Source organism: Caballeronia sp. NCF2 (assembly GCF_023631205.1).
GTDB lineage: Bacteria > Pseudomonadota > Gammaproteobacteria > Burkholderiales > Burkholderiaceae > Caballeronia > Caballeronia zhejiangensis.
In genome coordinates this window covers 38,105-63,216 of record NZ_JALQDN010000099.1, presented here as the reverse complement: position 1 = coordinate 63,216, position 25,112 = coordinate 38,105, and the positions used below count along the sequence as shown (strand labels likewise).

Annotated in this window: 25 protein-coding genes and 1 pseudogene; 6 read left to right on the top strand and 20 right to left on the bottom strand. The window is 58.9% G+C overall.

The features are described from left to right. Nucleotides 1-5 precede the first annotated feature (5 nt). The 3 genes from NCS02_RS35560 to NCS02_RS35550 all read left to right on the top strand — a co-directional run bounded on the left by NCS02_RS35560 (nucleotide 6) and on the right by NCS02_RS35550 (nucleotide 3,512). Entirely contained in the window at nucleotides 6-1,331 is a 1,326-nt protein-coding gene (locus NCS02_RS35560; RefSeq protein WP_250508346.1) for an arylsulfatase, read from the top strand. A gap of 43 nt (nucleotides 1,332-1,374) precedes the next feature. Continuing rightward, a complete protein-coding gene (locus NCS02_RS35555; protein WP_250508345.1) occupies nucleotides 1,375-2,577 on the top strand; it encodes an amino acid aminotransferase in 1,203 nt (400 codons plus the stop codon). 161 nt (nucleotides 2,578-2,738) lie between these two features. Beyond that, a complete protein-coding gene (locus NCS02_RS35550; RefSeq protein WP_250508344.1) occupies nucleotides 2,739-3,512 on the top strand; it encodes a sulfite exporter TauE/SafE family protein in 774 nt (257 codons plus the stop codon). 88 nt (nucleotides 3,513-3,600) lie between these two features. Here the strand turns inward: NCS02_RS35550 and NCS02_RS35545 are convergent, their stop codons facing one another. Both NCS02_RS35545 and NCS02_RS35540 read right to left on the bottom strand, forming a co-directional pair. Then, a complete protein-coding gene (locus NCS02_RS35545; RefSeq protein WP_250508343.1) occupies nucleotides 3,601-3,834 on the bottom strand; it encodes a hypothetical protein in 234 nt (77 codons plus the stop codon). A gap of 93 nt (nucleotides 3,835-3,927) precedes the next feature. Continuing rightward, on the bottom strand, nucleotides 3,928-4,113 hold the full coding sequence (locus NCS02_RS35540; protein WP_250508342.1) for a hypothetical protein: 186 nt from the start codon (nucleotides 4,111-4,113) through the stop codon (nucleotides 3,928-3,930). A gap of 192 nt (nucleotides 4,114-4,305) precedes the next feature. On the opposite strand from NCS02_RS35540, the gene NCS02_RS35535 reads away from it, so the two are divergent. Continuing rightward, nucleotides 4,306-5,847, top strand: coding sequence for an IS3 family transposase (locus tag NCS02_RS35535; protein WP_250508341.1), 1,542 nt, complete (start codon nucleotides 4,306-4,308; stop codon nucleotides 5,845-5,847). Between the two features lie 507 nt (nucleotides 5,848-6,354). Here NCS02_RS35535 and NCS02_RS35530 read toward each other — a convergent pair. After that, nucleotides 6,355-6,660 (bottom strand): hypothetical protein, encoded by a 306-nt coding sequence (locus NCS02_RS35530; RefSeq protein WP_250508340.1) that lies wholly within the window; start codon nucleotides 6,658-6,660, stop codon nucleotides 6,355-6,357. Further along, nucleotides 6,659-6,817 (bottom strand): annotated as a pseudogene (locus tag NCS02_RS35525) (MFS transporter); the annotation flags it as partial. The gene NCS02_RS35530 and the pseudogene NCS02_RS35525, both read right to left, overlap by 2 nt. A gap of 268 nt (nucleotides 6,818-7,085) precedes the next feature. Here NCS02_RS35525 and NCS02_RS35520 point away from each other — a divergent pair. Next, on the top strand, nucleotides 7,086-7,346 hold the full coding sequence (locus NCS02_RS35520; protein WP_250508339.1) for a DUF4148 domain-containing protein: 261 nt from the start codon (nucleotides 7,086-7,088) through the stop codon (nucleotides 7,344-7,346). Nucleotides 7,347-7,398: 52 nt separating this feature from the next. On the opposite strand, the gene NCS02_RS35515 is transcribed toward NCS02_RS35520, so the two are convergent. The 12 genes from NCS02_RS35515 to NCS02_RS35460 form a co-directional block, all read right to left on the bottom strand. Next, entirely contained in the window at nucleotides 7,399-8,709 is a 1,311-nt protein-coding gene (locus tag NCS02_RS35515; protein ID WP_250508338.1) for an MFS transporter, read from the bottom strand. A gap of 24 nt (nucleotides 8,710-8,733) precedes the next feature. Beyond that, nucleotides 8,734-9,753, bottom strand: a complete 1,020-nt coding sequence (locus NCS02_RS35510) for a porin (protein WP_250508337.1) — start codon at nucleotides 9,751-9,753, stop codon at nucleotides 8,734-8,736. 81 nt (nucleotides 9,754-9,834) lie between these two features. Further along, complete coding sequence (locus tag NCS02_RS35505) at nucleotides 9,835-10,728, bottom strand: substrate-binding domain-containing protein (RefSeq protein WP_250520718.1); 894 nt, start codon at nucleotides 10,726-10,728, stop codon at nucleotides 9,835-9,837. Nucleotides 10,729-10,763: 35 nt separating this feature from the next. Further along, nucleotides 10,764-11,621, bottom strand: coding sequence for an HpcH/HpaI aldolase family protein (locus NCS02_RS35500; RefSeq protein WP_250508335.1), 858 nt, complete (start codon nucleotides 11,619-11,621; stop codon nucleotides 10,764-10,766). Between the two features lie 31 nt (nucleotides 11,622-11,652). After that, nucleotides 11,653-12,507 (bottom strand): amidohydrolase family protein, encoded by an 855-nt coding sequence (locus NCS02_RS35495; protein WP_250520717.1) that lies wholly within the window; start codon nucleotides 12,505-12,507, stop codon nucleotides 11,653-11,655. An 11-nt stretch (nucleotides 12,508-12,518) separates the two neighbouring features. Then, a complete protein-coding gene (locus NCS02_RS35490; protein ID WP_250508352.1) occupies nucleotides 12,519-13,544 on the bottom strand; it encodes an amidohydrolase family protein in 1,026 nt (341 codons plus the stop codon). Nucleotides 13,545-13,559: 15 nt separating this feature from the next. Next, nucleotides 13,560-14,426 (bottom strand): amidohydrolase family protein, encoded by an 867-nt coding sequence (locus NCS02_RS35485; protein WP_250508334.1) that lies wholly within the window; start codon nucleotides 14,424-14,426, stop codon nucleotides 13,560-13,562. A gap of 27 nt (nucleotides 14,427-14,453) precedes the next feature. Next, nucleotides 14,454-14,885 carry a RidA family protein gene (locus NCS02_RS35480; protein ID WP_250508333.1) on the bottom strand — a complete coding sequence of 144 codons (432 nt, stop codon included), beginning with the start codon at nucleotides 14,883-14,885 and terminating at the stop codon, nucleotides 14,454-14,456. Then, nucleotides 14,855-15,658: a 2-oxo-hept-4-ene-1,7-dioate hydratase gene (gene hpaH, locus NCS02_RS35475; protein WP_250508332.1), complete on the bottom strand. Its 804-nt coding sequence runs from the start codon at nucleotides 15,656-15,658 to the stop codon at nucleotides 14,855-14,857. Before hpaH ends, NCS02_RS35480 begins: the two co-directional genes overlap by 31 nt. A gap of 4 nt (nucleotides 15,659-15,662) precedes the next feature. After that, a complete protein-coding gene (locus tag NCS02_RS35470) occupies nucleotides 15,663-16,469 on the bottom strand; it encodes a fumarylacetoacetate hydrolase family protein (protein WP_502800930.1) in 807 nt (268 codons plus the stop codon). 91 nt (nucleotides 16,470-16,560) lie between these two features. Next, nucleotides 16,561-17,895 carry an MFS transporter gene (locus NCS02_RS35465; protein WP_250508331.1) on the bottom strand — a complete coding sequence of 445 codons (1,335 nt, stop codon included), beginning with the start codon at nucleotides 17,893-17,895 and terminating at the stop codon, nucleotides 16,561-16,563. A gap of 141 nt (nucleotides 17,896-18,036) precedes the next feature. Beyond that, nucleotides 18,037-18,867, bottom strand: coding sequence for an IclR family transcriptional regulator (locus tag NCS02_RS35460; protein ID WP_250520716.1), 831 nt, complete (start codon nucleotides 18,865-18,867; stop codon nucleotides 18,037-18,039). A 184-nt stretch (nucleotides 18,868-19,051) separates the two neighbouring features. On the opposite strand from NCS02_RS35460, the gene hpaI reads away from it, so the two are divergent. Next, complete coding sequence (gene hpaI, locus NCS02_RS35455) at nucleotides 19,052-19,861, top strand: 4-hydroxy-2-oxoheptanedioate aldolase (RefSeq protein ID WP_250508329.1); 810 nt, start codon at nucleotides 19,052-19,054, stop codon at nucleotides 19,859-19,861. 345 nt (nucleotides 19,862-20,206) lie between these two features. Here the strand turns inward: hpaI and NCS02_RS35450 are convergent, their stop codons facing one another. The 4 genes from NCS02_RS35450 to NCS02_RS35435 form a co-directional block, all read right to left on the bottom strand. Beyond that, nucleotides 20,207-21,433 (bottom strand): MFS transporter, encoded by a 1,227-nt coding sequence (locus NCS02_RS35450; protein WP_250523659.1) that lies wholly within the window; start codon nucleotides 21,431-21,433, stop codon nucleotides 20,207-20,209. 708 nt (nucleotides 21,434-22,141) lie between these two features. After that, entirely contained in the window at nucleotides 22,142-23,647 is a 1,506-nt protein-coding gene (locus NCS02_RS35445) for a tripartite tricarboxylate transporter permease (RefSeq protein WP_250508327.1), read from the bottom strand. After that, nucleotides 23,647-24,033, bottom strand: a complete 387-nt coding sequence (locus NCS02_RS35440; RefSeq protein WP_250508326.1) for a tripartite tricarboxylate transporter TctB family protein — start codon at nucleotides 24,031-24,033, stop codon at nucleotides 23,647-23,649. Before NCS02_RS35440 ends, NCS02_RS35445 begins: the two co-directional genes overlap by 1 nt. A gap of 145 nt (nucleotides 24,034-24,178) precedes the next feature. After that, nucleotides 24,179-25,087: a VOC family protein gene (locus NCS02_RS35435; protein WP_250508325.1), complete on the bottom strand. Its 909-nt coding sequence runs from the start codon at nucleotides 25,085-25,087 to the stop codon at nucleotides 24,179-24,181. Nucleotides 25,088-25,112: the final 25 nt, after the last annotated feature.

Below are 25,112 nucleotides of genomic sequence, written 5' to 3'. Positions count from 1 at the left end.
GGATCATGAACACCAAACCGAACATCGTCCTTATCGTCGCGGACAACCTCGGATGGGGGGAGCTAGGCTGCTATGGCGGCGGCAAGATGATGCGCGGGGCTGCCACGCCACGCATTGACGCGCTCGCTGAATGCGGCATGCGTCTTCTCAACTACAACGTCGAAAGCGATTGCGTTCCGACGCGTGGTGCCCTGATGACGGGGCGCCATCCTATCCGTACGGGTGCGTTTCAGTCGATCCCCCCGGGTCTTCCGCAGGGCCTGAAACGCTCGGAGTGGACTCTTGCAGAGATGGCATCTGAAGCCGGCTATGCGACCGCGCATTTCGGCAAATGGCACCTTGGCGACGTGGATGGTCGGTTCCCTTCCGACCGGGGTTTCGACGAGTGGTACGGAATCCCACGCACAACTGATGAAACGCAATTCACGAGCTCAATCGGATTTGACCCAGACGTCGCCGAGATACCTTACATTATGGCGGGCAAGAAAGGCGAGCCGTCGATGAACGTGAAGATCTACGACCTTGAAACAAGGCGCACGATCGACGAAGAGCTTATTGCAAAGTCAAAGGAATTCATTCAAAGAAACGCGCGGGCATCGAAGCCTTTTTTTCTCTATCTTCCACTCGTCCATCTCCACTTTCCGACGTTGCCGCATAAAGACTTTGATGGTTCGACGGGGATGGGCGAATTCGCCGACTCCCTTTCGGAAATGGATTTCCGGGTCGGGCAGATCGTCGATGAACTCGACGCACAGGGTCTGACTGAAGACACACTGCTCATCTTCTGCAGCGACAACGGCCCAGAGTTTCGTGCACCGTATCGGGGGACCGCTGGCCCTTGGACGGGAACCTACCATACCGCGATGGAAGGAAGCTTGCGAGTGCCGTTCATCGCTCGATGGCCAGGAAAAATCCCTGTCGACGTCAACAATCAGATCGTACATGTGGTTGACCTGCTGCCGACGATCGCAGAGGTTATTGGGGGCAAAGTACCGGATGACCGACCGATCGACGGCGTCAGCCAGCTGGATTTCCTCACTGGTCTTAAGTCGGTGTCAAACCGCGAGGGCTTCCTTTTCTACATCAAGGACGAACTGCGCGCCGTGAAATGGCGCGACTGGAAACTGCATTTTGTTTGGGAGCCTTTTGTGAATGCCGGCGCGAACAAGTTGGAGTCGCCTTATCTGTTCCATCTGATTCAGGATCCGAAGGAAGAAACTGACGTTTTGGTGCGAAACACCTGGGTACTCGGACCGATGCTCAAGATGGTCAAGCAATTCAAGGAGAGTGTTAAAGCATACCCGAACACAGCACCCGGTGAGCCGGACTGATACTAACCGCGCGTGATTTCTAAATTATTCAGCGACATCTCCTATGTTTTCCGACATTCCTCCTCATGCTGGTGATCCGATCCTTGGCCTGCTCGAAACGTTTCGTACGGATCCACGCCCGGGCAAGGTCAACCTTGGTGTTGGCATGTATTACGACGAACGCGGAGTAATACCTGTTCTCGATTCAATCAGGCAGGCCGAACAGCGCATCTCAAGCGATACGTCGGCATGCGTCTATCTGCCGATGGAAGGCCATCAGGCGTATCGGGCAGCAATTGCGCCGCTCATTTTCGGTGAGGCGCTGGCCTCGGAACTGAGGCTTTCCACGATTCAGACACTTGGCGGTTCAGGTGCGTTGAAAGTCGGGGCCGATTTCCTTTACCGTTTTTTCCCGGACCGATCGGTGTGGGTATCGAATCCAACCTGGGACAACCACATCGGAATATTCGAAGGTGCAGGCTTTAACGTCGCGCGTTACCCTTACTATGACGAGAGAACCAAAGGCCTCGCGTTCGAAGAGCTTCTCACGTCACTAAGCGCCGCTGAGCCGGGCGATATCGTTCTGCTTCATCCGTGCTGCCACAACCCGACCGGTGTCGACCCCTCGCGCGCGCAATGGTCTGCCATTGTCGACTTACTGCAGCAACGTAAGCTGCTGCCATTCTTCGACATGGCTTATCAGGGCTTCGATAAAAGCAATGACGACGACGCCTGGGTCATCCGAGAATGTGCAGCAAGAGGACTCGATCTCCTGGTGAGTCTGTCATTTTCGAAGACATTTTCTCTTTACGGCGAGCGATGCGGCGCGCTGTCCGTGGTAAGCCGCGATCGCACGGCCGCTGAAAATGTGCTGGGTCAATTGAAACTTGCCGTCCGACGCAACTATTCAAGTCCGCCAACGCGCGGGATGAAGCTTATCTCAACCGTCTTGTCTGATGGCTCGCTATACGAAACATGGTGTCGGGAAGTCGACGGCATGCGGACCCGCATTCAGGGAGTGCGGTCTCAATTGCGGCAAATGCTGCTTGAGCTTCGTCCCGCCGGCTCGTATGACTATCTTGTGCACCAAACTGGCATGTTCGCCTACACGGGATTGTCCAACGCTCAGGTCAATGCGTTGAAGGATGAATACGGCGTGTACGCCGTCAGCTCCGGGCGGATCTGTGTCGCGGGATTGAACGCCGACAATCTTATTCGCGTCGCACGTGCAATTTCTAGCGTCGAGAACGCGGTGGCGAGTCAGTAAGGTTGTGGTCATCATCTAAAGGGCTAATGGCAGCAACATGCATGTTCAATTCTCAATCGTCTTGAGAGAACCTTCCCCGGCGGGCGTCCTTTTCATAGCGAAAAGAATAAATTCCACCTCGGGATAACCCCGACACTGAGTGCCTTCGTACGAGGCACACCATGCACACTCTTGAACTTACCGTACTCCTGGTAGCTGGCCTTTTCGGCGGCGTCATCAACGCAGTCGCTGGCGGTGGCAGTTTCGTCACGTTACCCGCGTTGATGTTTTTCAACGTACCCCCAACAATAGCGAATGCGACAAGTGCCATCGCCGCGTGGCCAGGCTTGATGGCGGCGGCATACGGCTATCGACGCCGATTGATGGGCGACCCTCGCGCGACACTGCGCTATGCCGTTGCGAGCCTGATCGGTGGCGTAACCGGCGGCTCCTTGCTACTGCTGACGCCAAACGCGATCTTCGCGCGCGCGATCCCATTGCTGATGCTCGCCGCCACAACGCTCTTCTACATGGCACCACGTCTGATGCGAGTTGCGGGGCGGCGTACTGATCAGGTCGAGTCATCCAGCGTCGGGGCGACGCGCGGTCGAACGCTCGTACAACTCTGTGCGAGCATCATGGTCGGCTATTTCAATGCCGGCAGCGGCATTATCGTTATGGCAGCGCTGAGCCTTTGCGGCATGCGTGAGACGCAATTGCTTAACGGCTTCAAAAACCTGCTTGGCGCCGTGGCCGCCGGGGCGTCCATTACTGCGCTAGCATTCGGTGGTCAAGTCGCATGGGCAGCGGCGGCACTGATGATGGTTGGCTCGCTGGCTGGCGGCGTGCTGGGCGCACGGATCGCCCAGCGTATAAATGCACGCGTTCTACGTAACCTGATCCTCGTTTTTAGCCTGCTGATGACTGGGTACTTTTTCTGGAAATTCTGGTTTTGATGGTTTTCGGCATTGAAAGCACGGGCAGATACCGGTCGGCAGTGGCACGAAATGCAATATTGGGAACTGTCGGCACAGGGAAGACCATTTACACCGAAACCCTGTGCGCTACGCGCGCGGCGAGCAGCAATTGCCGGAGAATACCGGCGTTTAGCTGCTCGTTCCGGCGAACGCCGTCTATGCGATTGAGCGGCGAGTTTATGACATTGCGGATTGCAAAGCGCGTTACGCCATCGACGGTGGCAGCAACTACGCGCCGGTTACGCACCAAGTCCTGTAACAGCGTTGAGAAAATTGGCCGCTTCACCTTGAAAAGAGACATGCGGCGTGCTGTCGTCGAACGGCAGAGACGTCCGACCGTGAAGCGTTGAACGAAGAACGGTGAGCCCCGAAATCATCGTTCGCCGATCGCCGCTCATTTCGAAAACCGGATCAGGTCCGCGCAATTCAGCGTGACGTTCATCAAGACGTTCGCGGGCGCACTGTCGAGCACCCACGCGGCCGAGAGCTCGCCAAACGGTCCCTTGCTCGACATGTCATCGGCCGGCACTACGACCTTGAAGCCGCGCAACGCAGCTTCGCTCGCGGTGTCCAGCAGCACGCCGTGCTCCTCGTGCCGGTCATGATCACGGTCTAAATTCCTTTGGGCTTCAGCGAGCTTGGAGGCCGGTCCTAGAGATTTTGTGAACGCCGGATTGCACCACTGTCTCGTCCCCCGTGGCGGTGATCTTTGCCGTCCAAAGCCGCTGAACGGGGGTGCGGACAAAATCTTGGATTACCTTGGAGGTAGTTCATGTTCTCATACGAAGATCGCATTCGAGCTGTTCGACTTTACTTGAAGCTGGGCAAGCGCATCGGAGCTACCATTCGGCAGTTGGGCTATCCGACCAAGAACTCTCTCAAGGCCTGGCATCGTGAATACGAGCAGTGCCAGGATTTACGGGCGGGCTATGTCCGTTCGAGGCCGAAGTATTCGGATGAGCAGAGGAAGATGGCCGTCAATCATTATTTGATCCATGGCCGCTGTGCTGCCGCAACTTTGAGGGCGTTGGGTTATCCGAGTCGCGAGACGCTTGCAGCCTGGATCGAAGAACTGTGTCCGGAAATCAAAAAACGTATGGTTGGCCGAGCCGTTGGAAGCGTTCCAAAATCACAAAAGATAAAGCAGGCAGCAGTCATTGAACTGTGCACCAGAGAGCAATGCGCACGCGTGGTTGCCGAGAAAGCCGGTGTGAGCCGGCCAACGCTGTATAACTGGAAGAATCAGCTACTCGGTCGAGAGGTTCCAGCATCTATGAAACGCAAAAAGAAACCAGCATCGGATCATCAGCGTGCGGAGCTGGAACAACAGGTCGAATCGCTTCGACGCGACATCCGGCAGCTGCAGCTTGAGCACGATATTCTGAAGAAGGCGAACGAACTGATAAAAAAAGGGATGGGCATCAACCCGCAACTCCTGAACAACCGTGAGAAGACGATGCTGGTTGATGCCCTGAAACAGACCTATGCGTTGCCGGAGCTGTTATCCGCTTTGGGTCTTGCACGCAGTTCTTACTTCTATCACCGTGCGCGGCGGTTGGTTGCTGACCGGCATGCTGACGCGCGTCGCGTCATCGCGGACATCTTCGAACTCAATCACCGTTGCTACGGTTATCGCCGGATTCGCGCGGCATTGATCAGGCAACAGGTCTTCATCTCGGAGAAGGTAGTGCGTCGTTTGATGCGACAGCAAGGTCTGGCCGCTGCCACGACCAGGCGACGTCGTTACGGCTCCTATCGTGGAGAAATCAGCCCTGCGCCGGAGAACATCATCAATCGCGACTTCCACGCCGCCGCTCCTAATCAGAAATGGCTCACGGACCTTACCGAATTTCAGATCCCGGCGGGCAAAGTGTATCTTTCGCCGGTTATCGACTGCTTCGATGGTCTCGTTGTGAGCTGGTCAATCGGTACGCGGCCGGACGCCGAACTCGTCAACACCATGCTGGATTGGGCAATCGAATCAGTAGCTGGCTGCAAGGAGCGGCCTGTAGTTCACTCGGATCGTGGTGCGCACTATCGCTGGCCAGGATGGCTCTCGCGTATGCAGTCTGCCAGACTGATTCGGTCGATGTCGCGCAAAGGATGTTCGCCGGATAATGCAGCCTGCGAGGGATTCTTCGGGCGACTCAAGACGGAGTTGTTCTATCCTCGTGATTGGCGAGCTACGACCATTGATCAATTCATCGAAATCGTTGACTCGTACATTCGCTGGTACAACGCAAAACGGATCAAACTCTCGCTCGGCTCCCTGAGCCCGGTTGAATACCGGCAGAGTCTTGGAATCGCGGCATAACTCAGTCCAAGAAAATAGCCGCACCCCCCATGCGGAATCGATGGAGCGAAATAAGATTGTCAACTGCATGCGCACATGTGATGAAGCGACTGCCCGGTACGCGCCACGCCACACCGAAGGCAATTGGCTTGTCTCACGACCCATCGCCCGGGCCACGGGGTTTCCGAGCTCGGCCAAGAGTCGCCGCTCAAGGCGTCTATCCACTGGCATTCCTGCGGTCTCGTCCGTCGCTTCGCAATGGCCGGTTTGCGGCGAGCAAAATGACAGCGGTGTTGCCTCAAGGTGGCCATGAAGCGACGTTCGCTATCAGTCGGTCCGCGACGTTCTAACGTCAGTTTTGGGATTGCTACCTGCCCTTGGCCTTGTCTTCAGACTGACCGTCATTGAGCAACCTGAGGCCACGGTCGTGGCTCAAGTGTGAAGTTCCAGTTCGCGTCGGCGTGTGCCGGCCTCGGCATGCATCAGGCCAGTCACCGATGAACTTCGCGCCGACGGTTCGCGCGGATTTCACCGCAGAAGGGACTTCCTGATCATGCCGACCAGCCCGTTGACCACACCGCTTTCGGCGCAACCTGCGACGACATCGACACCACCGCCGCTACCATAAGTGGTGCCATAGTCTTCGTCAGCGGCCAGGTAGTCCATGCGACCATTGGCTACGGTGTTCATGATTGTGTCGGTGAGCGGCGAGGCTTTACGCAGATGCAGATAGAGCTTGCTGAAAACCTCGGCATTGACGCCCGTAATGGCGATCTGGTTACCAAGGATCAGGTTCAGGTGGACCGCTTTTTCTTTTGGATCCGGTGTCGACACCCGCCACCGCCGGCCCAATCATCCTGCCTGCGTTGAAGGACGTGGAGTTGAGCGCCATATGCAGTTCGGCGTCGCTGACGAGTGCGCCGACGAAGGTTTGCCGCACCGGACCGTCGAACGCGGACGCGCATCCGAAGACAAAGGCAAACGCGTACACCTGCCGTTGGAAACAAAGGCACCCATCGCCCAAAGCCTGTAATTGAAAATCCGCAGCGAACTGAAAGAACGAAGCACCCGCGCCCTATAACCACTTAGTTCTCCGGCCCGAGCCCAAACGCGAACCAGTTTGCCCGCTTCATAGAAAAATCCGTTGGGCGGAAATCTCGCGCATTTGGGTCCGGACAAGCGTATTCCCGTATCGGGTTTTCCCTTACACTAATCTTGTTGCTGCATATGGCAGCTTAAATTTTCGCTAAGGATCAACCATGCGCTCATTGTCCAAAGTCCTCGTTCCGCTCATGTTTGCGATTCCAGCGCTCGCTTTTGCTCAATCGAACGGAACACTCAGCCGCAATCAAGCACGCGAACATCTCGTGCAGTTGGAGAAAGCTGGTTATAGCCCGCTGGTGAATGACCCGTTGTACCCGCGTCGTCTGCAGCAAGCCGAAGCGACTTTGTCCAGGCAAAAAGCCGCAGAGGCGGCATACGGACCGGAAATGGAAGGCGCGGTAAGTTCGGGACAGTGAACGTCACGTGCCTACGTCGGAGGCGCGCTCGAGAGCGCGCGCCTCGACCGACCTAGACGATCGCCTCGTCGTTCACCTTCGGCGCCCATTCGCGTCGCATCAGAATCACAGCGCTCGCTGCGCCAATAAAGAGAAATACGCAGACCGACAGCATCGGCAACGTGTAGCTGCCACCACCTATATGCAGCAGCCAACCGCACAGACTGGCAGACACTCCACCCGCAAGGCTCGTCGCGATCGTCAGCAAGCCAGTGTTCAGGCCGATCGCGGGCTTGGGGATCAACGTCAGTTTCGAGAGCGCCAGATTGTTCGCGGTGGCGATTCCCGCAAGCGACAGCGATGCGACATTCCAGAACAGCGCCATCTGCTGAGACTCGACATACGCACCGAATATCACGGTCATGCCGCCCAACGCGCCCGTCACCACGAACGCCTTGCGAACAATCAGCGGATCTTTCCCGCGTGCGATGATGCGATCCGCGGCCCAGCCTGCTGCAACAGCTACGATAGCAACAGAAATGAAGCTGACGAACGTCAAAAGGCCTGACCTCATGAGGCTCAAGCCGCGCTGTTCGACCAGGTAGGACGGCATCCAGGTCGCACAGTAAAACACGAAATACGTGTAGGAGATGGTCATGATAAAGCCGCCCCAGACCACCGGACTTACGAGCAAATTCTTAAGCGGAACGCTTGTCGCACGCCGCTTGGCGAGCGCGAGCTGATCCTTAGTCGTAAAATCGTTTTTGGCCATCGCGATCCATGGCATCAGCCAGATCAGGCCCAGCAATCCGGTAATAACGAACATTGCTTTCCACGAGTAGACGACAATCAGCCAGGCTGCCACTGCCGCGCCGATGGCCGGCCCGATCTTGCCCCCTAACGAGAAAATGCCGGTTGCCGTTCCCTTATGCGATTCGTTAAAGCTGTTCGCAATGAAGCGGTAACTGGCTGGAAGCACCACCGCTTCGGCTGCACCGATAAGCAAACGCACAACAATAAGAGAAGAAAGCGAATGCGTCAGACTAGTGGCGGCTGCTGCGAGGCACCACAGAGAAAAGCAGATCGTGTAAGGCCACTTGACGCCGAATCTGTCGACCACCCAGCCCATAGGCAACTGCAATATCGCGTACGACCAGAAAATCGCTGATCCGAGCCATCCGCGTTGCACGGTGGTCAAGGCAAATTCATGGATAAATGCCTTGTCTGCCATGGCGGAGGACAGACTGGTGCGATCGATGAACGAGATCATCCATCCGACCGTGAGCAATAAGAGAATCGTCCAGGGCCTGTCGGTCGACGCTTGCGCCCTTTCGCTTGTGCCAGTCATTTCCAGATTCCTATTCATGCTTTCTCCCGTCGCCATGTAGACTCTCCTCCCGGACCATCCTCAGAAGGCGTGATTCATACCGATCGTCGCACCGATTTGATGCGGGATTTTCTGCGCATTCAGCGACGCGTTTGTGATGTAGATGCCACCGTATTTCGTGTAATCCACTTCCGCGTACAACAGGGTTCGCTTCGACAATGCATACGTGACGCTGCCTACGCCGAGACTTCGTTTGCCACTTTGATTCGGCAAGTCCGTAATGTAGTACGCCGCGCCCAACCGCACACTCGGACTCAGGTCGTACGTCGCCCCGCCCCAGTAGTTCAGCGTTCGAATGTCGGACACCGGAGCGGCCTGCGTTTGATTTTCGTTCATATAGCCGCCAGCGAGACGCACAGGCCCGAACGTCAATTCAGCACCGAATGTGTAGTAGTTATTTGGCCGATAAATCGTCGAGGTACCCTGCTGAATGTCTCGATACTCGTAGGCACCGCCCACTTTGAGCCAGTTCCACTTGTACTGAACTCCGACACCGCGCATCGCGGCCGCATTGAAGTCGCCCGCCATGCCGCCAAACGAGTTTTCCGCCCGGACGTCGAGTCCGCCGACTCTCGCGATGTACTTGACGTCGTTGCTTACGCGAAAACCCGCTGACGCACCCGACACGGGAATCAGGGTTGGGTAAAGGAGATTGAACGGGTCGTAGTCGTACGCGACATCATGCGCGATGGTGAACTGACGACCCGCAATCAGCGTACCGTACGGACCGCGTACACCGAGATATGAGGCGCGATTGAATAGTACATTGGTGGTGTTGTCCAACTGGCCGGTAGCCAGGAAGAACCCGGTCTCCAGCCGGAAGAACGTGGCCCAGCCCGCGCCAAGATCCTCGCTACCCGAAAAGATGACCCGATTCGAGCTGTACCATCCCCGGTTATTGGTCGACCATGTCGCGCCTGCTTTCGAATCCGTGTACCGCACCCCGCCGTCGAGCACGCCCGAGAGCGTCACGCTCGATTGCGCGCACGCGACACCCGCAAACGACCCCAAGGCAAGGAACATTGAAATCTGCTTGATCATCCTTCTGTCTCCGATGTCATTATATTTTTTGCATAACTAAGGGATCCCGAGTCGTAGCGGCTTTTCTAGCCGCGATATTATTCAGCCGAGCGCTCCTGTAAGGTCATCAAACAACTCGTCGACGTTCAGCCGGCGTCGAATGATTTTCTGCTCAAATGCCCATTCGATGGCGAGTTCCAGGTTCCTTCTGTTGGCTTCTAGTCCGATAGGCGGAAAAATCGGCGGAAGTCCTTCAGCGAGCTCGCGGCTCTCGACGATCATGCGATAAATGTCGCGCACGATATCGGGTCGTCTTCTCGACAGTTCCTCATGCACGACGAACATGTGATTGATGGGCACGACGCCCTCGCGCGCGAACCAGTCCTTCGCGGCGGCGTGCGCGTCGGGAATGAGCGTGCGGACAGCGGGATCTTTCGGCATGTCCGGTGCGCCCAGCAAGGCCGCCGCGAGATCACCGTCCAGCATGCGTTGGGCAATGGATGTTCCGTGCGGCAGGCGCTCGCATCCGGCGGGATCGGCGTACTCGGCGACGTGACCGTCTTCGAGCGTCATCCAGTGGACCTTTTCAAGATCGACGCCGTATTCGTGACGCAAAATGCCCCTTACCCACAAGCCCGTGGTCTGCGCGTATGAGCGCACGCCTACGCGCTTTCCTTCGATATCCTTCGGCGCGAGTTGGCCGAACGCCGAGTTATAGACCGCGCAGTGATGTTGAAGCCGCCCGAGAATCGATACGGGAAGAAGTACGAAAGGCTTGCCGTAGGCCTTCGCCTGGAGAAACGTGACGATGGCAATCTCGCCTGCATCGAAACCGTTCTCTTGCAACATCGACTTGAAGCCGTTGTGCGCCGGGCATGGTCCGCAATACTCCAGGTTCACAAGGCCCGACTTCACGCGGCCATCCCGCATCGCCCTCGAAATGGGATGCACGTCCAGATTGACGCGCAAGGTCGGTACTTCCTGACTCGTTGACATAGCTACTTCCCGTTGATGTGTAATGGCGAATCGCGTCAATATCCGGCGAGTTCTCGCGTCTCGCTCACGATGCCGTAACTCCGTAAAGGCGCTGACATGAGAAAGCGAAAGCCCTCGCTCAGCACGCGCTGATGGTTCCTCGTCGTAACGTGAGGATGTCCCACGACGACGTCATGCTTCTTGCACGTCTCAACGATTTTGGCCATCGCGCCAAGTACTTCAGGATGTTCGTATTGGCGCGGATACCCGAGTTGCTGGCTGAGATCGCCCTCACCGATAAGAATGAGGCCAATACCGGGTACGTTTGCCAAGATGTCGTCGAGGTTTTCGATTGCCTCGACGCTCTCGCACATCAGCCCCACGAGGATCTCTCCATGCGGCGCAAGCGGCCACACATCCGCTTTCGCGTAGTAGTCGGCCATATTGAGACCCCAGTACCGTGCCGCCGTTCCGGGACCATCGCCGCGTACGCCTTTCGGCTCATACAAGGGCGTGTTTTTGGGTCTTGCATAACGGCAGGAGGCCACGGCGTTATACGCCTGCTCGACCGTGGACACATGCGGCCAAACCACGCCATAACAGCCCCGGTCAAGCACTTGCTTGGCGAAGGCCTGATTCATTTCCACGCCATTCGAAGGAATGCGCGCAATGGGCGTGACGCGCGGCGAAATAGAGCCCGAATTAGCGATCTCTTTGCGGTTTAGCATGTACTGAAGCGCATCGCCGAGCGCGGCCACATCGTACGGGTTGTGCTCCATTTCGAAGACGATGCCGTCGTAAGGCGCATCGCTCATTTCGATGGCCGTTTGCTTGTCGAGTTTCGAAAACGCCGTCAGCGCCGGCTTGCCGGATTCGAATGCACGGATGACGCTGTTGAGTCGCGCGCCGCTCATGATTGATGTCCTTGCGTGAAAACTGTCGATTTCAAAGTTGACCAAGCGCCGGGTAGAGTCGCTGCGCCGTCTTGCCCAATATCCATTCCCGATCTTCCGCACTAACGCAGGCGAGACTTTCCTGCATGGTGCCGAGAATCTCGCCGAGCGTTCCCGGCGATGTCGGATAGTTCGACCCCCACGCCAGCCGCTGCGCGCCGAATGCGTCGATCAATTTGGGGAAGAAGGTTTCAGGTGTCGCCAGTGCCGTCCGTGCGTCTTCGCAATTCTTCGGCGTGATTTTCAGGAACACGTTGTCGAACGAAGCCAACTCGAAAAACGCATTGGCCTGACGATACGGCGGGCCGTCCTTGAGATTTGGGCGCGCCATGTGGTCAATGATGATCGCGACATCGGGAAATTGCTTCGCAAGCGCTTTGACCTGAGCCAGGCCGGCCGAACTCGTCGTAATGCACATCGGCAGATTCAACTCCGAACAAAGCTCCCACGAGGGATAGGCGCGCGGATCTTCAAGCACGCTCGCATCGAATGCCTGCGTACTCCCGCCCGTGAAAAGTCGCAGGCCGACCAAACCGCGCTCGACCCAACGGCGGATGGCGTCTGTTGCGTTCGGAGCCAGCACATCCACTGATCCGACTGCGACGAGCCGGTCGGAATAACGCGCGCATCCGTCGACAACATAGCTGTTGTCGAAACCGTAGGTGGTCGATGAATGCACCACTGCTGCCTTCGCAACGCCCGCACGATCCATCTGTTCGATCAGCGTTTCGACCGTGGTCGGCCGCTCCTTTGACCACTCGGAGCGTTTGCCGAAAAGAGGCGCAGGCGGATAGCGGCCTTCGTCGTCGGAGATGATGTGGGGGTGAATGTCGATGATCTCTGACATGGTCTGTGTCCTTAGTTGCCGCGTGCCTTCAGACGCCTGTCGAGGCGCGGATAAACGCGCCGCACATTACCTTCGAAAATCTTGACGCGGTCTTCGTCAGTCAATGCCGGGCATGCGTCGATATAGCGTTTGGTGTCGTCGAAATAGTGGCCAGTGGAAGGATCTCGGCCACGCACCGCGCCGATCATCTCGGAACCGAACAAAACGTTGTCAGCGGGAATGACCTTCGTCAGCAGCTCGAGGCCCGGCTGGTGGTAGACGCAAGAGTCAAAGAAGACGTTATCAAGCAGACCTTCCAGCGGACGATCGCGCATCTCAAGCGACATGCCTCGATAGCGACCCCAGTGATAGGGCACCGCGCCACCGCCGTGAGGAATTACAAAACGTAGCGCCGGGAAGTCTTTGAACAGGTCTGACTGTAGAACCTGCATGAACACGGACGTGTCCGCGTTCAGATAATGCGCGCCAGTGCTGTGAAAACACGCATTACACGACGAAGCCACGTGAATCATCGCGGGCACGTCCAGATCCACGAGCGCTTCATAAAGTGGATACCATTCGCGATCCGTCATCGGCTTGCCGGTCCAGTATCCGCCGCTCGGATCGGGATTGAGATTGCACCCGACGAAGCCCAGTTGTTCGACGCAGCGTCGCAGCTCTGGAACCGAATTTGCGGGTGCCGCCCCCGGCGACTGAGGCAACTGGCAAACCGGCGCAAAGTTGTCCGGGAACAGCTCAGTTACTCGATACACGACGTCATTTGACAACTCGGCCCATTCGAGACTGGTGCGCTCGTTGCCGAGATGATGGCTCATTAGACCGGCGATCGGCGAAAACAGCGTGAGGTCGCTGCCGCGTTCGCGTTGCAGCTTCAACTGACCATTGACGATAGCATCGCGTATCTCGTCGTCGCTGATGCGCGCTTCCTCGCGGGACGGCGCGTTTGCGGGATCATTTGCATGGTCGACCTGCTTCGCACGCCAGTTCTTGAAGGACGCTGGCACTGTCGTGAAGTGACCGTGGCAATCGATGATCATCATGTGTTCCTTGACTCAAAATCCGAAAAGTTCGGCGGGGTTATCCACCAAAACTTGCTTGAGCGTTGCTTCGTCCGGAACGTAGCGATAAAGCAGTTCCAGCAGATCGGCATCATTGGGCGGCTGCTTGGGCGACACCGGATGCGGCCAGTCGGTTCCGTAAATGCAGCGGTTCGGCGCCGCTTCGATGAGCTTGTGCGCGATCGGCAGTACGTCGTCCCAGGGACGGCCAAGCTTGGTGATTTTCTCGCCAAGCGAAAGCATCGTCCATGTATTGCCTTCGGAGAGCATTTCGAGCACGACCTTCAGTGAGGGATCGGTGTCGCCCGCTTCGGGATTTGGCCGTCCCATGTGATCGATCACGAGCGGCACGCTCATCTTGCGAAACGGCGCAATCGTCGATGCGATACCGCCCGGCTCCGGCTGCAGCTTCACATACCAACCGAGTTCTTTGACACGCGCCAGCGCCCGTTCAATGTCTTTCTCGTCCATCGACGGACCGAGTCCTGCTCGTGAGAAGCGCGCACCGCGCACGCCGGCATCGTGCAGTTTTGCGATGTAGGCATCGTCACGCTCCTTGAGCACGACCGCATTCGCGCAGCCACGGTAGTTGGGGCCAGCGGCAGCAAGCCCGTCGAGCACGATCTGATGATCCGCTCCATACGTGGTTGCCTGCACGATGACGCCACGCGTAAAACCCAACACCGAATGCAGATGCAACGCGCGTTCGATAGTCGCGCTCGGCATCTCGTACGCCGCGCCCGGCAGTACCGGATATCGCTCGGCGGGACCGAACACGTGGAACTGACTGTCGCAGGCAAGAGGCGGCGGCATCTTCGAAGGCGTGCGCGGTTCAGGGTCGAACGGCAAATAGTCTGACATAGAGATACGTCCTGAGAATCGGAGTGGTTATCGCGATAAAACCGCCATCACGTCGCATTGCACGAGTGATGGACCGTCCGCTGTCAAAGGCAGCGCATGACGCGCAGGCCGGTCGTCGTGATCAGGAAACAGCTTGATCCATTCGTCGTTGACGGACTGTCGTTGAGAAGGGTCGCGCAACCAGACGGTCATCTTGACGATGTCATCCGGTGTGCCGCCAGCGGCCTCGACGATTGCCCGAACATGGCCGAACATGTTGGCGCACTGGGCCTGAACTTCCGCTGGCATCTCGCCGGTCTGCGGATCGATGCCGAGGATGATTCCCGACGTCAACACGCCGTCGATCACGCAGGCGTTGGGAATGGGGTTTTTGTGTTTGAAGCCGGGTATGTAGATGCTTTTACGGCGGGACATGTCATTCTCCCTCGTCAGATAAAGCGGCAGGAAATCGAGCCGCATGGACCGTAGTCCGCGTGAATTACATCGCCCGCCGCAACGTCGATCATGCGTGTGAACGATCCCGCCAGCACGATCTCGCCTTTCGCGAGCGATTGGCCGTGTTGAGCAAGCCGATTCGCGAGCCACGCCACGCCCAAGGCCGGATGTCCGAGCACGCCAGCAGCTACGCCGGTCTCGCTGATACTTCCGTTGTGGTAAAGCAGCGCTGAAACCCAGCGCAGATCGAAGTCATGCACTTTGAACGGGCGAGCACCGAGCACGAGTGCGGCATTTGCTGCGTTGTCTGCGATCGTGTCCATGACCTTGCGGCCTCGCTTGGAGACCGGATCGACGCGATGCAAACGCGCATCCAGAATTTCGAGGGCGGGTACGACATAACGCGTCGCATCGAGCACGTCGAACAGCGTGCAACCCGGTCCGGACAGCGGCTTGTCGAGAATGAACGCGAGTTCGACTTCAATGCGTGGTGCGCGAAAGCGCGACGTATCGATGCTCGCACCGTCGTACTCCAGCATATCGTCGAGCAGCACGCCGAAGTCGGGTTCGTCGATACCAACGGCGTCCTGCATCGCCTTCGAAGTCAGGCCAATCTTGTGGCCAATCACGGAGCGGCCGCTCTCACATTTAATGCGCATCCATTCGGCCTGAATGGCGTACGCATCGTCGATCGTGACGTCCGGATGTGCGTGTGAAAAAATATCGAGCGGCTCGCGGTTGCGCTCCGATTCTTCGAGTGATTGCGCCAGGCGCGTGATGATCTCGGGTGCGAGCATGACGTCACGCCTCCTGTGCGACAGTGTTGCGAAGCGTGCCGATATTGGGCGAATGAATCTCCACCACGTCGCCAGGCTTAAGCCAGCACGGCGGTTCCTGTCGCCATCCTGTTCCGGTGGGCGTGCCAGTCAGGATCAGGTCGCCGGGCTGCAGCGTGGCGAAGGTGCTGAGGTAAGCGATCAGCGCGTCGAACGGGAACATCAGTCGAGCGGTCGTATCGTTCTGGCGAAGCTCCCCGTTCACCCGCGTCTGAATAGCGTGTTCGGCGGACGGATCGCACTCGTCGGCGGTCACAATCCACGGGCCAAGACTTCCCGATGCATCGAAATTCTTGCCTTGCGTGACGTTGAACTTCCCATGCTTGAGCCAGTCTCGCACCGACCCTTCATTGGCGAGCATCATGCCGGCGATATGCTCGAACGCGCGCTCGCGCGGAATATGGCGTCCTGGCTTGCCAATCACCAGAACGAGTTCGCCTTCGTAGTCGAGTTGTTCGGAGACGCGCGGACGGATCAGCGCATCGTCGTGACCGACGAAGGAGCCGACGTTGCGCACGAAAAGGCTCGGATAGCGAGGAAGCTCCGAGTTGTCCTGATACTCCTCGTTGCGCTCCTTATAGTTCACGCCGATGCACCAGATCTTTTGAGGCGTGCTCAGAGGCGGAAGCAACTGCGCGTTGGCAAGCGGAACGCGCGACGCGCCCGCTGCATCGATTGCACGATGCACCACTGCGACCATGTCGTTGGACGCAAGCAAGTCGTCCAGCGTCGCGACCTCGTTGATTTCGACGATGCCGTCGTCGAGCAGCACTCCGGTGCGCGCAAGCGCGTCGCCATCGCGCAAAGTAAAGCGTAGAAGTTTCATGACCTGTTCCTGATAGTCGTTGAATGAGAAGCCGTGTCTAACGACGCTGGCCGTTCTTGAGCAGAGGGGTATCGCGCTTAGCTCGCTCCGGTTCGACCGCACCCGCTGTGAGTCGGCGGCCGCGGGTCTCCGGCAACACGAAGGACACGACGATGAAAACGACGGCAGCGGGCAGCGCGATCAACATGCCGCGCTGAAGCTCGTGGCCGAATGCTCCGGCGGCGAAGGGCACGAGCAGCGGCGCGAGACTGCCGGCCGCTCGGCCGAACATGTAGATCGTCGAGACCGCAGTCGCACGGACTTCAATCGGATAAAGCTCGGAAAGCCATGCGCCGACCACGCCCAGCGCACTGCTGCCAATAGCAAAGACAACAGGCAGCCAGAAGATCGGCCAGGTCAAATACGATCCCGCGTAGCGTGCGTCGGGCGCCAACAGCAACAGGCTTATCGCGATGAGCCAGCACACGCTTGGCGCGAGCGCCCCGAAGCGGCGGCCCAGACGATCATTCAGCCAACCCATCACGATGTAGCTGACGCCGCCCACCACAGCAGCGACGACCGTCGAAGCGCGCACGACCTCGGGCGGTGTCTTGAGGACGTTGAGCATGAGGCTCGGCACGAACACCACGACGGCGTAGTAGCAGAACATGTAAGCGGTGAGCCACACGGCTGCTGCGATCGAGATCGCCTTGAGGCGACCGCCGAACATCGCGGCGAACGTGTTGGACTGGCGCTGTGTGAGACCTGCGCGGCGCGCCCGGTCGTATTGCTCCCATGCCTGCGATTCCGGCATCCAGAAGCGAATGAAGACGGCGAGGATGACTGGTGCGCCACCCGTCAGCAAACCGACGCGCCAGCCCCAATCGACGCTGAACGACTGAACCGCCCACAGGCCGATGATCGACGCGCAAGCGCCCGCCAGCGTCGCCGAACCCTGGATGAGCGCGGTGCCGAAACCCCTGCGCTGCGGGTTCCACGCTTCGTTGAACAGCACCATCCCGGCACCCCATTCACCGCCTAATCCAACACCGACGATGAAGCGCAGCGTGGCAAGCGCCGCGAAATTCCATGCAAAGGCGGACCCCGCCGATGCCACGGCGAATACAACGAGTGTCCATTGCAGCGCAGCCTTGCGCCCGATTCGATCTCCGAGCCAGCCGAAGAGTCCGCCGCCGACCACCGAGCCAACTAGGGTGATCGTGGTGAGGCTCGCCGCATCGCCGAGCGTCACATGCATGGAGCGCTGAATCGACGGCATCAGGTACGGCAGGATCAGCACGTCGTAGAGATCGAGCGCGAAACCGAGCATGCACGACACGATGATGCCCAGTCGTTGCGCGGGGGCATAAGGTGCGGCGGCGGTGTCGTTCATGCGCGTCTCCTACGGCGCAATCATCGTTGCGCTGTCGTTTCGTATGGCTTGATGATTCCATCTCGAGGAATCGAGAGCCATCGCAAAACCGCATGAATTTCCGCAGGGTGGATCTTTTTGGAAGCGCGCTGGGAGGCGCGGTCAGCGTGCCCGTCCGCGGCCGGCCCGCTGCATTTCCGTCAGTCGTTTTGTAATGAGGGCCGTCTTGTTTCGCATTGCTTTGACGATGCGCGGTAACTCTGGCTCTGCGAGGCGCGCCGCCATGGCGGCGACCGCGATGACGGCAACGGTCTTTCCTTCTCCGTCGAATACGGGGATTGAAAGCGCTCGGGTGCCGTGCAGGACGCCTTCCGCGGAATAGGCGTAGCCATCGCGCCGCGCCGCTTCCACGCGCGCGCGAATCATGTCCATCGGCGGCCCGTCAGTCGGCAGACGCGCGGCATTCATCTCGCAGATGTGATCCGCCTCCTCGCGCGGCATCGAGGCGAGCAGCATGACACCCGCGATACTCACGCCCAACGGGCGACGTGTGCCGACATCGATGGCGAGCACCTTGATTGGATAAGAACCGGTCTTTCGCTCGATTGCGACCGAGTCCCATCCGGCGCGGATGGTCAGAAACGTGGTGTCGCCTATCTCGTTCGCAAGCGCCGCGAGGTAAGGTTCGGCGGCGGTGCGTACCGGAAAGTTGGCTGGGCGGCTCAGCCCCAGGAGGCTGATCTCCGGACCGACCCGATAGCGCCGTGTGGCCACATCCTGCTCGCCAACGCCCTCGGAAATCAGGGTCTGCAAAATGCGATGCACGGTCGGATGACTCAGGCCGGAATAAGTCACGATATCGGTCAGCCTCACGCCCCGCTCACCGCCTAAAGCCAGGATGCGAAGCACCTGGAAAGCGCGGCCTATCACGCGCACGCTGGAGGATTCATCTTCTTCCTTTTGGCTTGCCGATGCGCCTTTTTTCTCCGCCATAGCTTTCGTCGCCTTGAGTGATTGAACCTTTGAGGGGAACAGTGCGCCTTGTCGGCGTCCGAGACACGAGGGTAAATCGTACATGTTTCCGCCTGGCGGACATTTTCTTTGGTGAAGACGCCGCCCACCCTAAGTTGCCCACTAATCTGTGGGGCATCGTGGTCGATACTTAACGAGGACAAGCATGGAGCTTCCATCCAATCGTTTCAAACGATGCCTTTTCGACGGCATTCCGCAATTCGGGCTATGGGCCGCGTTCGCTGACGGTTACGTGACCGAGGCATTGGCTTCGACAGGCTTCGACTGGCTGTTGATTGACATTGAGCACGCACCGAATGATCTGCGCAGCACGCTCGCTCAATTGCAAGCCATGGCGCCTTATCGCTCGCACGCGGTCGTGCGACCCGTTCGCAGCGACACTGCGTTGATCAAGCAACTGCTCGACATCGGCGCACAGACACTTCTTTTGCCCATGATCGATACGCCCGAGCAGGCGCGTGAGGCTGTCGCCGCGACGCGCTATCCGCCGCACGGTGTGAGAGGCGTAGGCGCAGCGTTGGGGAGAGCATCGAGGTGGAATCGCGTGCCCGACTATCTGAGTACGGCCGCTGACGAGATTTGCGTGCTGCTCCAAGTCGAAACGACGACAGGGTTGCGCAATCTCACGGAAATCGCCGCCGTCGAAGGCGTGGACGGCGTGTTCTTTGGGCCAGCCGATCTGAGCGCATCGATGGGTTTGCTCGGCAAGGCAGGCGCCGAGTCCGTACGCAAGGCAATCCGCGACGGCATCGCATCGGTCCGGCAGGCCGGGAAAGCAGCGGGCGTGCTGGCCCCAGACGAAGCGTACGCACGCGAGTATCTGGCGGCTGGAGCAACGTTTGTGGCTATCGGAACTGACGTGAACCTACTGACGGGAGCAGCGAACAGCCTCCTTGCAGTCTATAAAGACGTAAAAGATGTGAACGCCGTGACTGCGGGGAAAAGTGGGTACTGACTGTAGACCGAAGGACCAGCGAGGCGCTAAGCGTGGCAACGATCCTCGCTCGCAAAAGTGCTAGTCAAGCGTGCGGCACTGGAAACGCATGCCGTGCTTGTTATGTACCACACCGATGTATCCCGCTGAGAGCACGTCCGGTGTCAATGGCCGGGCTCGGCAGTTCGTGTTTCCGGTGTCCGCAGCGACACCCTGTTTTGAAAGAGCACACCGCAAAAGGTGCCTGTAACAACAACTGGCCAACCATCTACACCAAGCGTACTGATCGCAGCACGCAAAGCCGACGCAAACGCGAACCACTGAGCAACAGCTACTTCAGTCCATCGACCCGCTTCTGGCAAGCGCCTACTCGCTGCCGCTCGCAACCGCTCGACGCCACATCGCCAAGCCAAGCACTGCGGCAATACAGCCGGACATCGCGCCGATTCCCAGCGCCCAGCGCGGACCGAAATGATTGGCCACCCATCCGACGACGGGCGCGCCGATCAGTGTGCCGCCCTGGGCAATGCCCAGACGCAGTGCCATCACCCGGCCACGCATGGCGGGTTCGGTGGAAATCTGCATCAGGCTGTTGCTCGTGTTGGTGAAGGTCAAGGCGGCGACACCCGTGACGACCAGCGCACTGGCAAACATCCAGTATGTCGGCGCCAGCGCCGCCAGTGCGCAACCGAGCCCGAAGATCGCCCCGCCGATCAGCAAGGCGTTGAAGCGAGGCTTTTCGCGGCCCGCGGCCAGCAGCGCGCCCGACATGGTGCCGATGGCCATCATGGACGTCAGCAGCCCGTAGCCACGCGCATCCGCATGAAAGATGCCGACCGCCATGGTCGAAATGAAGATGGGGAAATTCAGCCCGAAGGTGCCAATCAGAAACAGCATGACAAGATTCGCCTTCAGCTCGGGCCGGGACCACGCATATCGGAACCCCTCGCTCATGCCCTTGTTGGAACGATGCGCCCGCTTGTTCTCGCGCAGCTCGGACAGACGGAATCGCGACATCGAGACCAGCACGGCAAAGAAGCTGGCGCCGTTCAGCGCGAACGCCCAGCCCGTGCCGACCGAACCAATCACCAATCCCGCCACTGCCGGCCCGAGCATTCTGCCGGCATTGAAGGACGTCGAGTTTAGCGCCACGGCGTTGTGCAGATCGGCATCGCCGACGAGCGCGCCGACGAAGGTTTGGCGAACCGGCGCATCGAAAGCGGAGGCGCAACCGAACACGAAAGCGAACGCATAAACTTGCCATAGCTGAACGAGGCCCGCGATTGTCAGAATGCCGAGTGCGAGCGCGACCACGCCCATCGCGGCCTGCGTGGTCATTAGCAGCTTGCGCTGGTTGAAGTGATCCGCCGCGACGCCTGTCCACGGCAGAAGCAGGATCTGCGGCCCGAATTGCAGCGCCATGACCGTGCCCACCGCCGATGCATCATGATACGTCAATTGCGTCAGGACCAGCCAGTCCTGCGCGGTGCGCTGCATCCAAGTGCCGACATTGGAGACGAGCGCGCCCGCCGCCCATAGGCGGTAATTGAACACGCGAAGCGAATTGAAGGATCGGTGAATGCGCGCGCTCATGTCCGCCCCATCGCGCCGGCCAGCCGCGCCGTTCCGGAAAACCACGGGAAAAGATAAAGCCTGATCATTGTCTCTTGCCTTCGGTCGTAGCCCGGACCGTCACTCGTCGACAAGCCGTTCGACAAGCCGTTTGAGCAACATCAGCGCCGCGGCGAGTTGCTCCTGTTCCTGCAGCGACAGACGCGCGCGGATGGGTTGCGACAACGGATGGTTTGGGACAACCAATCTTGCCGCGCGCTGCGGTTCTTCCGGGGTCGTGGCGACGAGGTATCGGCCAGGGAAAAGAAGATCGTGCGGCGGCCGTCGTCCGGATGCAGCGTTCCGGTGAAGAGCCCTGTCGCTTCGAGCGATTCTATGGTAGCCCCCATGGACTGCGCGCGAATGCCCTCCGCGCGCGCCAGTTCCGATGCCGAGGCTGGGACCGACCCGTCGTGTTCCAGGCGCAACTGCTAAGAGATCTGCGTGGCGGTCAGATCGCCATGGATCGACGATTGTGCGCGCAGCTTGCGCTTGAGCATGGAGTCAACCAAGCGGACATCGGCCGCCAGGTCATTGGAAGAGTCTTTCGATTCGATTTTCGCTATGAAAGCAGGCGATCCAGTGAAATGCCAAGTTAACCTAGCATTTCCCCGGCATGCTTAGGACGCTAACGGGCGGCTGCAGACCTCGCCGACACGCCCTCCCTGGCGTAGCGCGATCTGGCGCTGATCAGATGGACGAGGCCACGCTGCGGCCGCGATGCACCCTATGCAGGAATCGATACACATTCCAGCACAGCAGCAGCGCAATGAGGCCCAGCAGCGCCCCGCTGATCGGCCGTTCAACGAACACCGTGAAGCTGCCGTGACTGAGCGTCGTGGCGCGGCGAAAGTTCTCTTCGAGCATCGGTCCGAGGATGAACCCCAGCATCAAGGGCGGAACATCCAGTTGCAGGCACTTGCAAACATAGCCAAGCAAGCCGAATCCCGCCATGATGTAAATGTCGTCCACGCTGTTGTGCACGCTGAACGCGCCGATGCAGCAAAACAGCAGGATGGCCGGAAATAATACGGCGTAAGGCACGCGCAACACCGACAACAACTGCTTCACCAGCGGCACGTTCAGGAATAGCAGAAAGCAGTTGCCGATCCACATGCTCGCCACCAGTCCCCAGAAGGTCTCCGGATGCTGGGTCAGCATCACCGGCCCGGGTTGGATGCCCTTCATGATGAACGCGGACATCATCAGCGCCATAGTCGGATTCTCCGGAATGCCGATGCTCAGAAGCGGTATGAAGCTCGTGCGAGACGCTGCCTCGTTGGCGGCCGCCTGACCGGCGACGCCCTCGATTGCGCCCTCCCCAATCTCATGCCGGAATTTGCTCACTTTCTTTTCGATTGCGTAAGCACCGAATTGAGAAATCGCCGGCCCGCCCCCGGGCAGCAGTCCCAGTGCCGACCCGATCACGCTGCCGCGCATTGAACTCGCCAGCATCCGAGTCATGTCGCTTTTGCGGGCGCGCATGTCGATCTTTCCTGAAAACGGCGTGAACGTGTTGCCACGGTCGAGGTTGCGCGTGATCTCCGCGATCCCGAAACAGCCCAGTGCAACGCTGACCAGAGTGACGCCGTCCGCCAGCGACAGCTGCCCAAATGTGAAGCGCGCCACGCCTGTCGCGAAGTCCGTCCCGATGCCGCCCAGCAGCGCACCGATCAAGGCCATCGCAAAGCCCGCAACGATACCGCCGCTCGACGACACATAACTCACGCTGGCGAAGCCGAGTAGGATCAGCGCGCAGTAATCCGCCGGCGAAAACAGGAAAGCGATCTGCGCAAGCCAGGGTGCAAGCGTTGCGATGACGACAGTCGCAATGGTGCCGCCGATGAAGCTGGATACACCCGCTGTCAGCAGCGCAAGCCCCGCCTTACCCTTGAGCGTCATCGCATAGCCGTCGATACAAGCGACGATGCTCGACGCGTGCGGAATCTTCATCGTGATTGCGCTGACGTTTTCACCATACTGCGCGCCGTAGTAGATCCCCGCCAGCATGATGATGCCCGCGTTGGCCGGCAAGGAATACGTGAGCGGCAACAGGAGGCTGATCGTCGCCAGCGGACCCAGACCTGGCAACAATCCAATCAGCGTGCCGATCGTGCATCCGATCGCGCAATAAGCCAGGTTGGTCCATGTCAGTGCATGGCCGAACCCAAACACTACGTTATGCAGGATATCCATCAATAGAGCCTCAGACTCACGCCAAGCACGGCAGTGAAGAGATAAGTGATGACCATGAGCCCGAGCGTGATTTTCACGTTGCGTTTCCAGTCGTACCGCTCGCCCGCCAGCGCGGAAAAGAACACGAGGAACGTGACGCCGACGAGCGCGCCCACATACTCGGTCAGCAACGCGAAGCCGATCAGGCTGATCAGCACGATGCCGATGCTTTTCAGCCGTACGTCGGCCCGATGGCCTTTCTGGATGAACGATCCGACGATCATGCCGATGCCGATCGCGCCGACGATCGCACTGACGACCATCGGGAACAGTCCCGGGCCGGCCTGAGCCAGATTTCCGATTCGATAGCCGCAAGCCTGGACGCCGAAGAACAGGGCCACGGCCATGAAGGCAAACCCACGCATTAGATTCCGATTCATGATCGCGAGAGGTAGAAAGTGATCGGGCGTTGCCTGAGCGACGTCCTGTCGATGCGTCTGCTTCCGTCGATATGAGACGGATCGCAGGCAAGCGCCTGCTATGAACGCCCGATTACTGCGCGATCAATGCGCTCGAGAATGGCACTTCCGTTTCGGCGCTGCGCATACGCTCCGAAGGCAACGCCAGTCCCCATTGGTCACGCCGGCCGCGGCGGAACTTCCAGTCTTCCGGCCCGCCTACTTTATAGCTCTCGTCGACCTGTTCGACCTCGGCGGTGTATTCGATCGTGAAGCCGCCGGGGCCGATGAAATAGCAGAAGACGTTGTCGCAAGGGCCGTGACGGCCCACGCCCCAGCCGATCTTCTCGCCGTGCTCCACCATGTTCGCGGTGGCGGACATCACGGAGTCCAGATCGCGCATCTCGAACGCAAGATGATTGAACGAGCTTTGTTCGGCTGTATAGAGCGCGAGGCTGTGGTGATCGTCGTTGCAGTTGAGGAAGGTGATGGTGCGCGTCTTGTCAATCAGGCGGAAGCCCAATTGCTCGATGAAGAACGTCCCTTCGCGGTCGGGGCTGTTCAGCACGATGTGCGACAGCTTGCGCGGCAGATCCGCCTGGTCGGCGGTATCCGAATGGCGCTCGGCGTCGGCGATGACGCGAAACACCCGGCCCTCGGCCGGATCGCGGAAGGAGAAGCCGTAGCCGCCGCCGGGATCGGAGAGGGTTTTCGGTTCAGTGATATTCGCGAGCCCGGACTGACTCAGTTGCGCGTGCAATGCATCGGCCTGTTGGCGCGACTCGATGGAAAAGTCGATCCGCAGCATGCGCGGCTCGGGATGGCGATGCAATCCGAGGATGTAGAAGTCTGGTCCGGTGCCGCGCAAATGCACGCTGTCCGCCGTCCTGCTCACCACCTTGAGGCCCCAGATGTCCTCGTAGAATCGTGCTGCTGTTTCTAGGTCCGGCACGCCGAAGTCGACGCTGCGCAGACCATTGATACCTGTCGTTGTTTTCTTCACCTGTGTCTCCATGTTAGTCCGGTGC

Excerpts from the sequence above, each read along its gene's own strand:
- NCS02_RS35515 (WP_250508338.1), bottom strand. The coding sequence starts at position 8,709 with ATGGCGACGGGAGAAAGCATGAATAGGAATCTGGAAATGACTGGCACA.
- NCS02_RS35535 (WP_250508341.1), top strand. The coding sequence starts at position 4,306 with ATGTTCTCATACGAAGATCGCATTCGAGCTGTTCGACTTTACTTGAAG.
- NCS02_RS35505 (WP_250520718.1), bottom strand. The coding sequence starts at position 10,728 with ATGTCAACGAGTCAGGAAGTACCGACCTTGCGCGTCAATCTGGACGTG.
- NCS02_RS35495 (WP_250520717.1), bottom strand. The coding sequence starts at position 12,507 with ATGTCAGAGATCATCGACATTCACCCCCACATCATCTCCGACGACGAA.
- hpaI (WP_250508329.1), top strand. The coding sequence starts at position 19,052 with ATGGAGCTTCCATCCAATCGTTTCAAACGATGCCTTTTCGACGGCATT.
- NCS02_RS35500 (WP_250508335.1), bottom strand. The coding sequence starts at position 11,621 with ATGAGCGGCGCGCGACTCAACAGCGTCATCCGTGCATTCGAATCCGGC.
- NCS02_RS35555 (WP_250508345.1), top strand. The coding sequence starts at position 1,375 with ATGTTTTCCGACATTCCTCCTCATGCTGGTGATCCGATCCTTGGCCTG.
- NCS02_RS35490 (WP_250508352.1), bottom strand. The coding sequence starts at position 13,544 with ATGATCATCGATTGCCACGGTCACTTCACGACAGTGCCAGCGTCCTTC.
- NCS02_RS35460 (WP_250520716.1), bottom strand. The coding sequence starts at position 18,867 with ATGGCGGAGAAAAAAGGCGCATCGGCAAGCCAAAAGGAAGAAGATGAA.
- NCS02_RS35545 (WP_250508343.1), bottom strand. The coding sequence starts at position 3,834 with ATGTCTCTTTTCAAGGTGAAGCGGCCAATTTTCTCAACGCTGTTACAG.
- NCS02_RS35480 (WP_250508333.1), bottom strand. The coding sequence starts at position 14,885 with ATGCGGCTCGATTTCCTGCCGCTTTATCTGACGAGGGAGAATGACATG.
- NCS02_RS35450 (WP_250523659.1), bottom strand. The coding sequence starts at position 21,433 with ATGAGCGCGCGCATTCACCGATCCTTCAATTCGCTTCGCGTGTTCAAT.
- NCS02_RS35550 (WP_250508344.1), top strand. The coding sequence starts at position 2,739 with ATGCACACTCTTGAACTTACCGTACTCCTGGTAGCTGGCCTTTTCGGC.
- NCS02_RS35445 (WP_250508327.1), bottom strand. The coding sequence starts at position 23,647 with ATGGATATCCTGCATAACGTAGTGTTTGGGTTCGGCCATGCACTGACA.
- NCS02_RS35485 (WP_250508334.1), bottom strand. The coding sequence starts at position 14,426 with ATGTCAGACTATTTGCCGTTCGACCCTGAACCGCGCACGCCTTCGAAG.
- hpaH (WP_250508332.1), bottom strand. The coding sequence starts at position 15,658 with ATGCTCGCACCCGAGATCATCACGCGCCTGGCGCAATCACTCGAAGAA.
- NCS02_RS35510 (WP_250508337.1), bottom strand. The coding sequence starts at position 9,753 with ATGATCAAGCAGATTTCAATGTTCCTTGCCTTGGGGTCGTTTGCGGGT.
- NCS02_RS35440 (WP_250508326.1), bottom strand. The coding sequence starts at position 24,033 with ATGGCCGTGGCCCTGTTCTTCGGCGTCCAGGCTTGCGGCTATCGAATC.
- NCS02_RS35560 (WP_250508346.1), top strand. The coding sequence starts at position 6 with ATGAACACCAAACCGAACATCGTCCTTATCGTCGCGGACAACCTCGGA.
- NCS02_RS35465 (WP_250508331.1), bottom strand. The coding sequence starts at position 17,895 with ATGAACGACACCGCCGCCGCACCTTATGCCCCCGCGCAACGACTGGGC.
- NCS02_RS35520 (WP_250508339.1), top strand. The coding sequence starts at position 7,086 with ATGCGCTCATTGTCCAAAGTCCTCGTTCCGCTCATGTTTGCGATTCCA.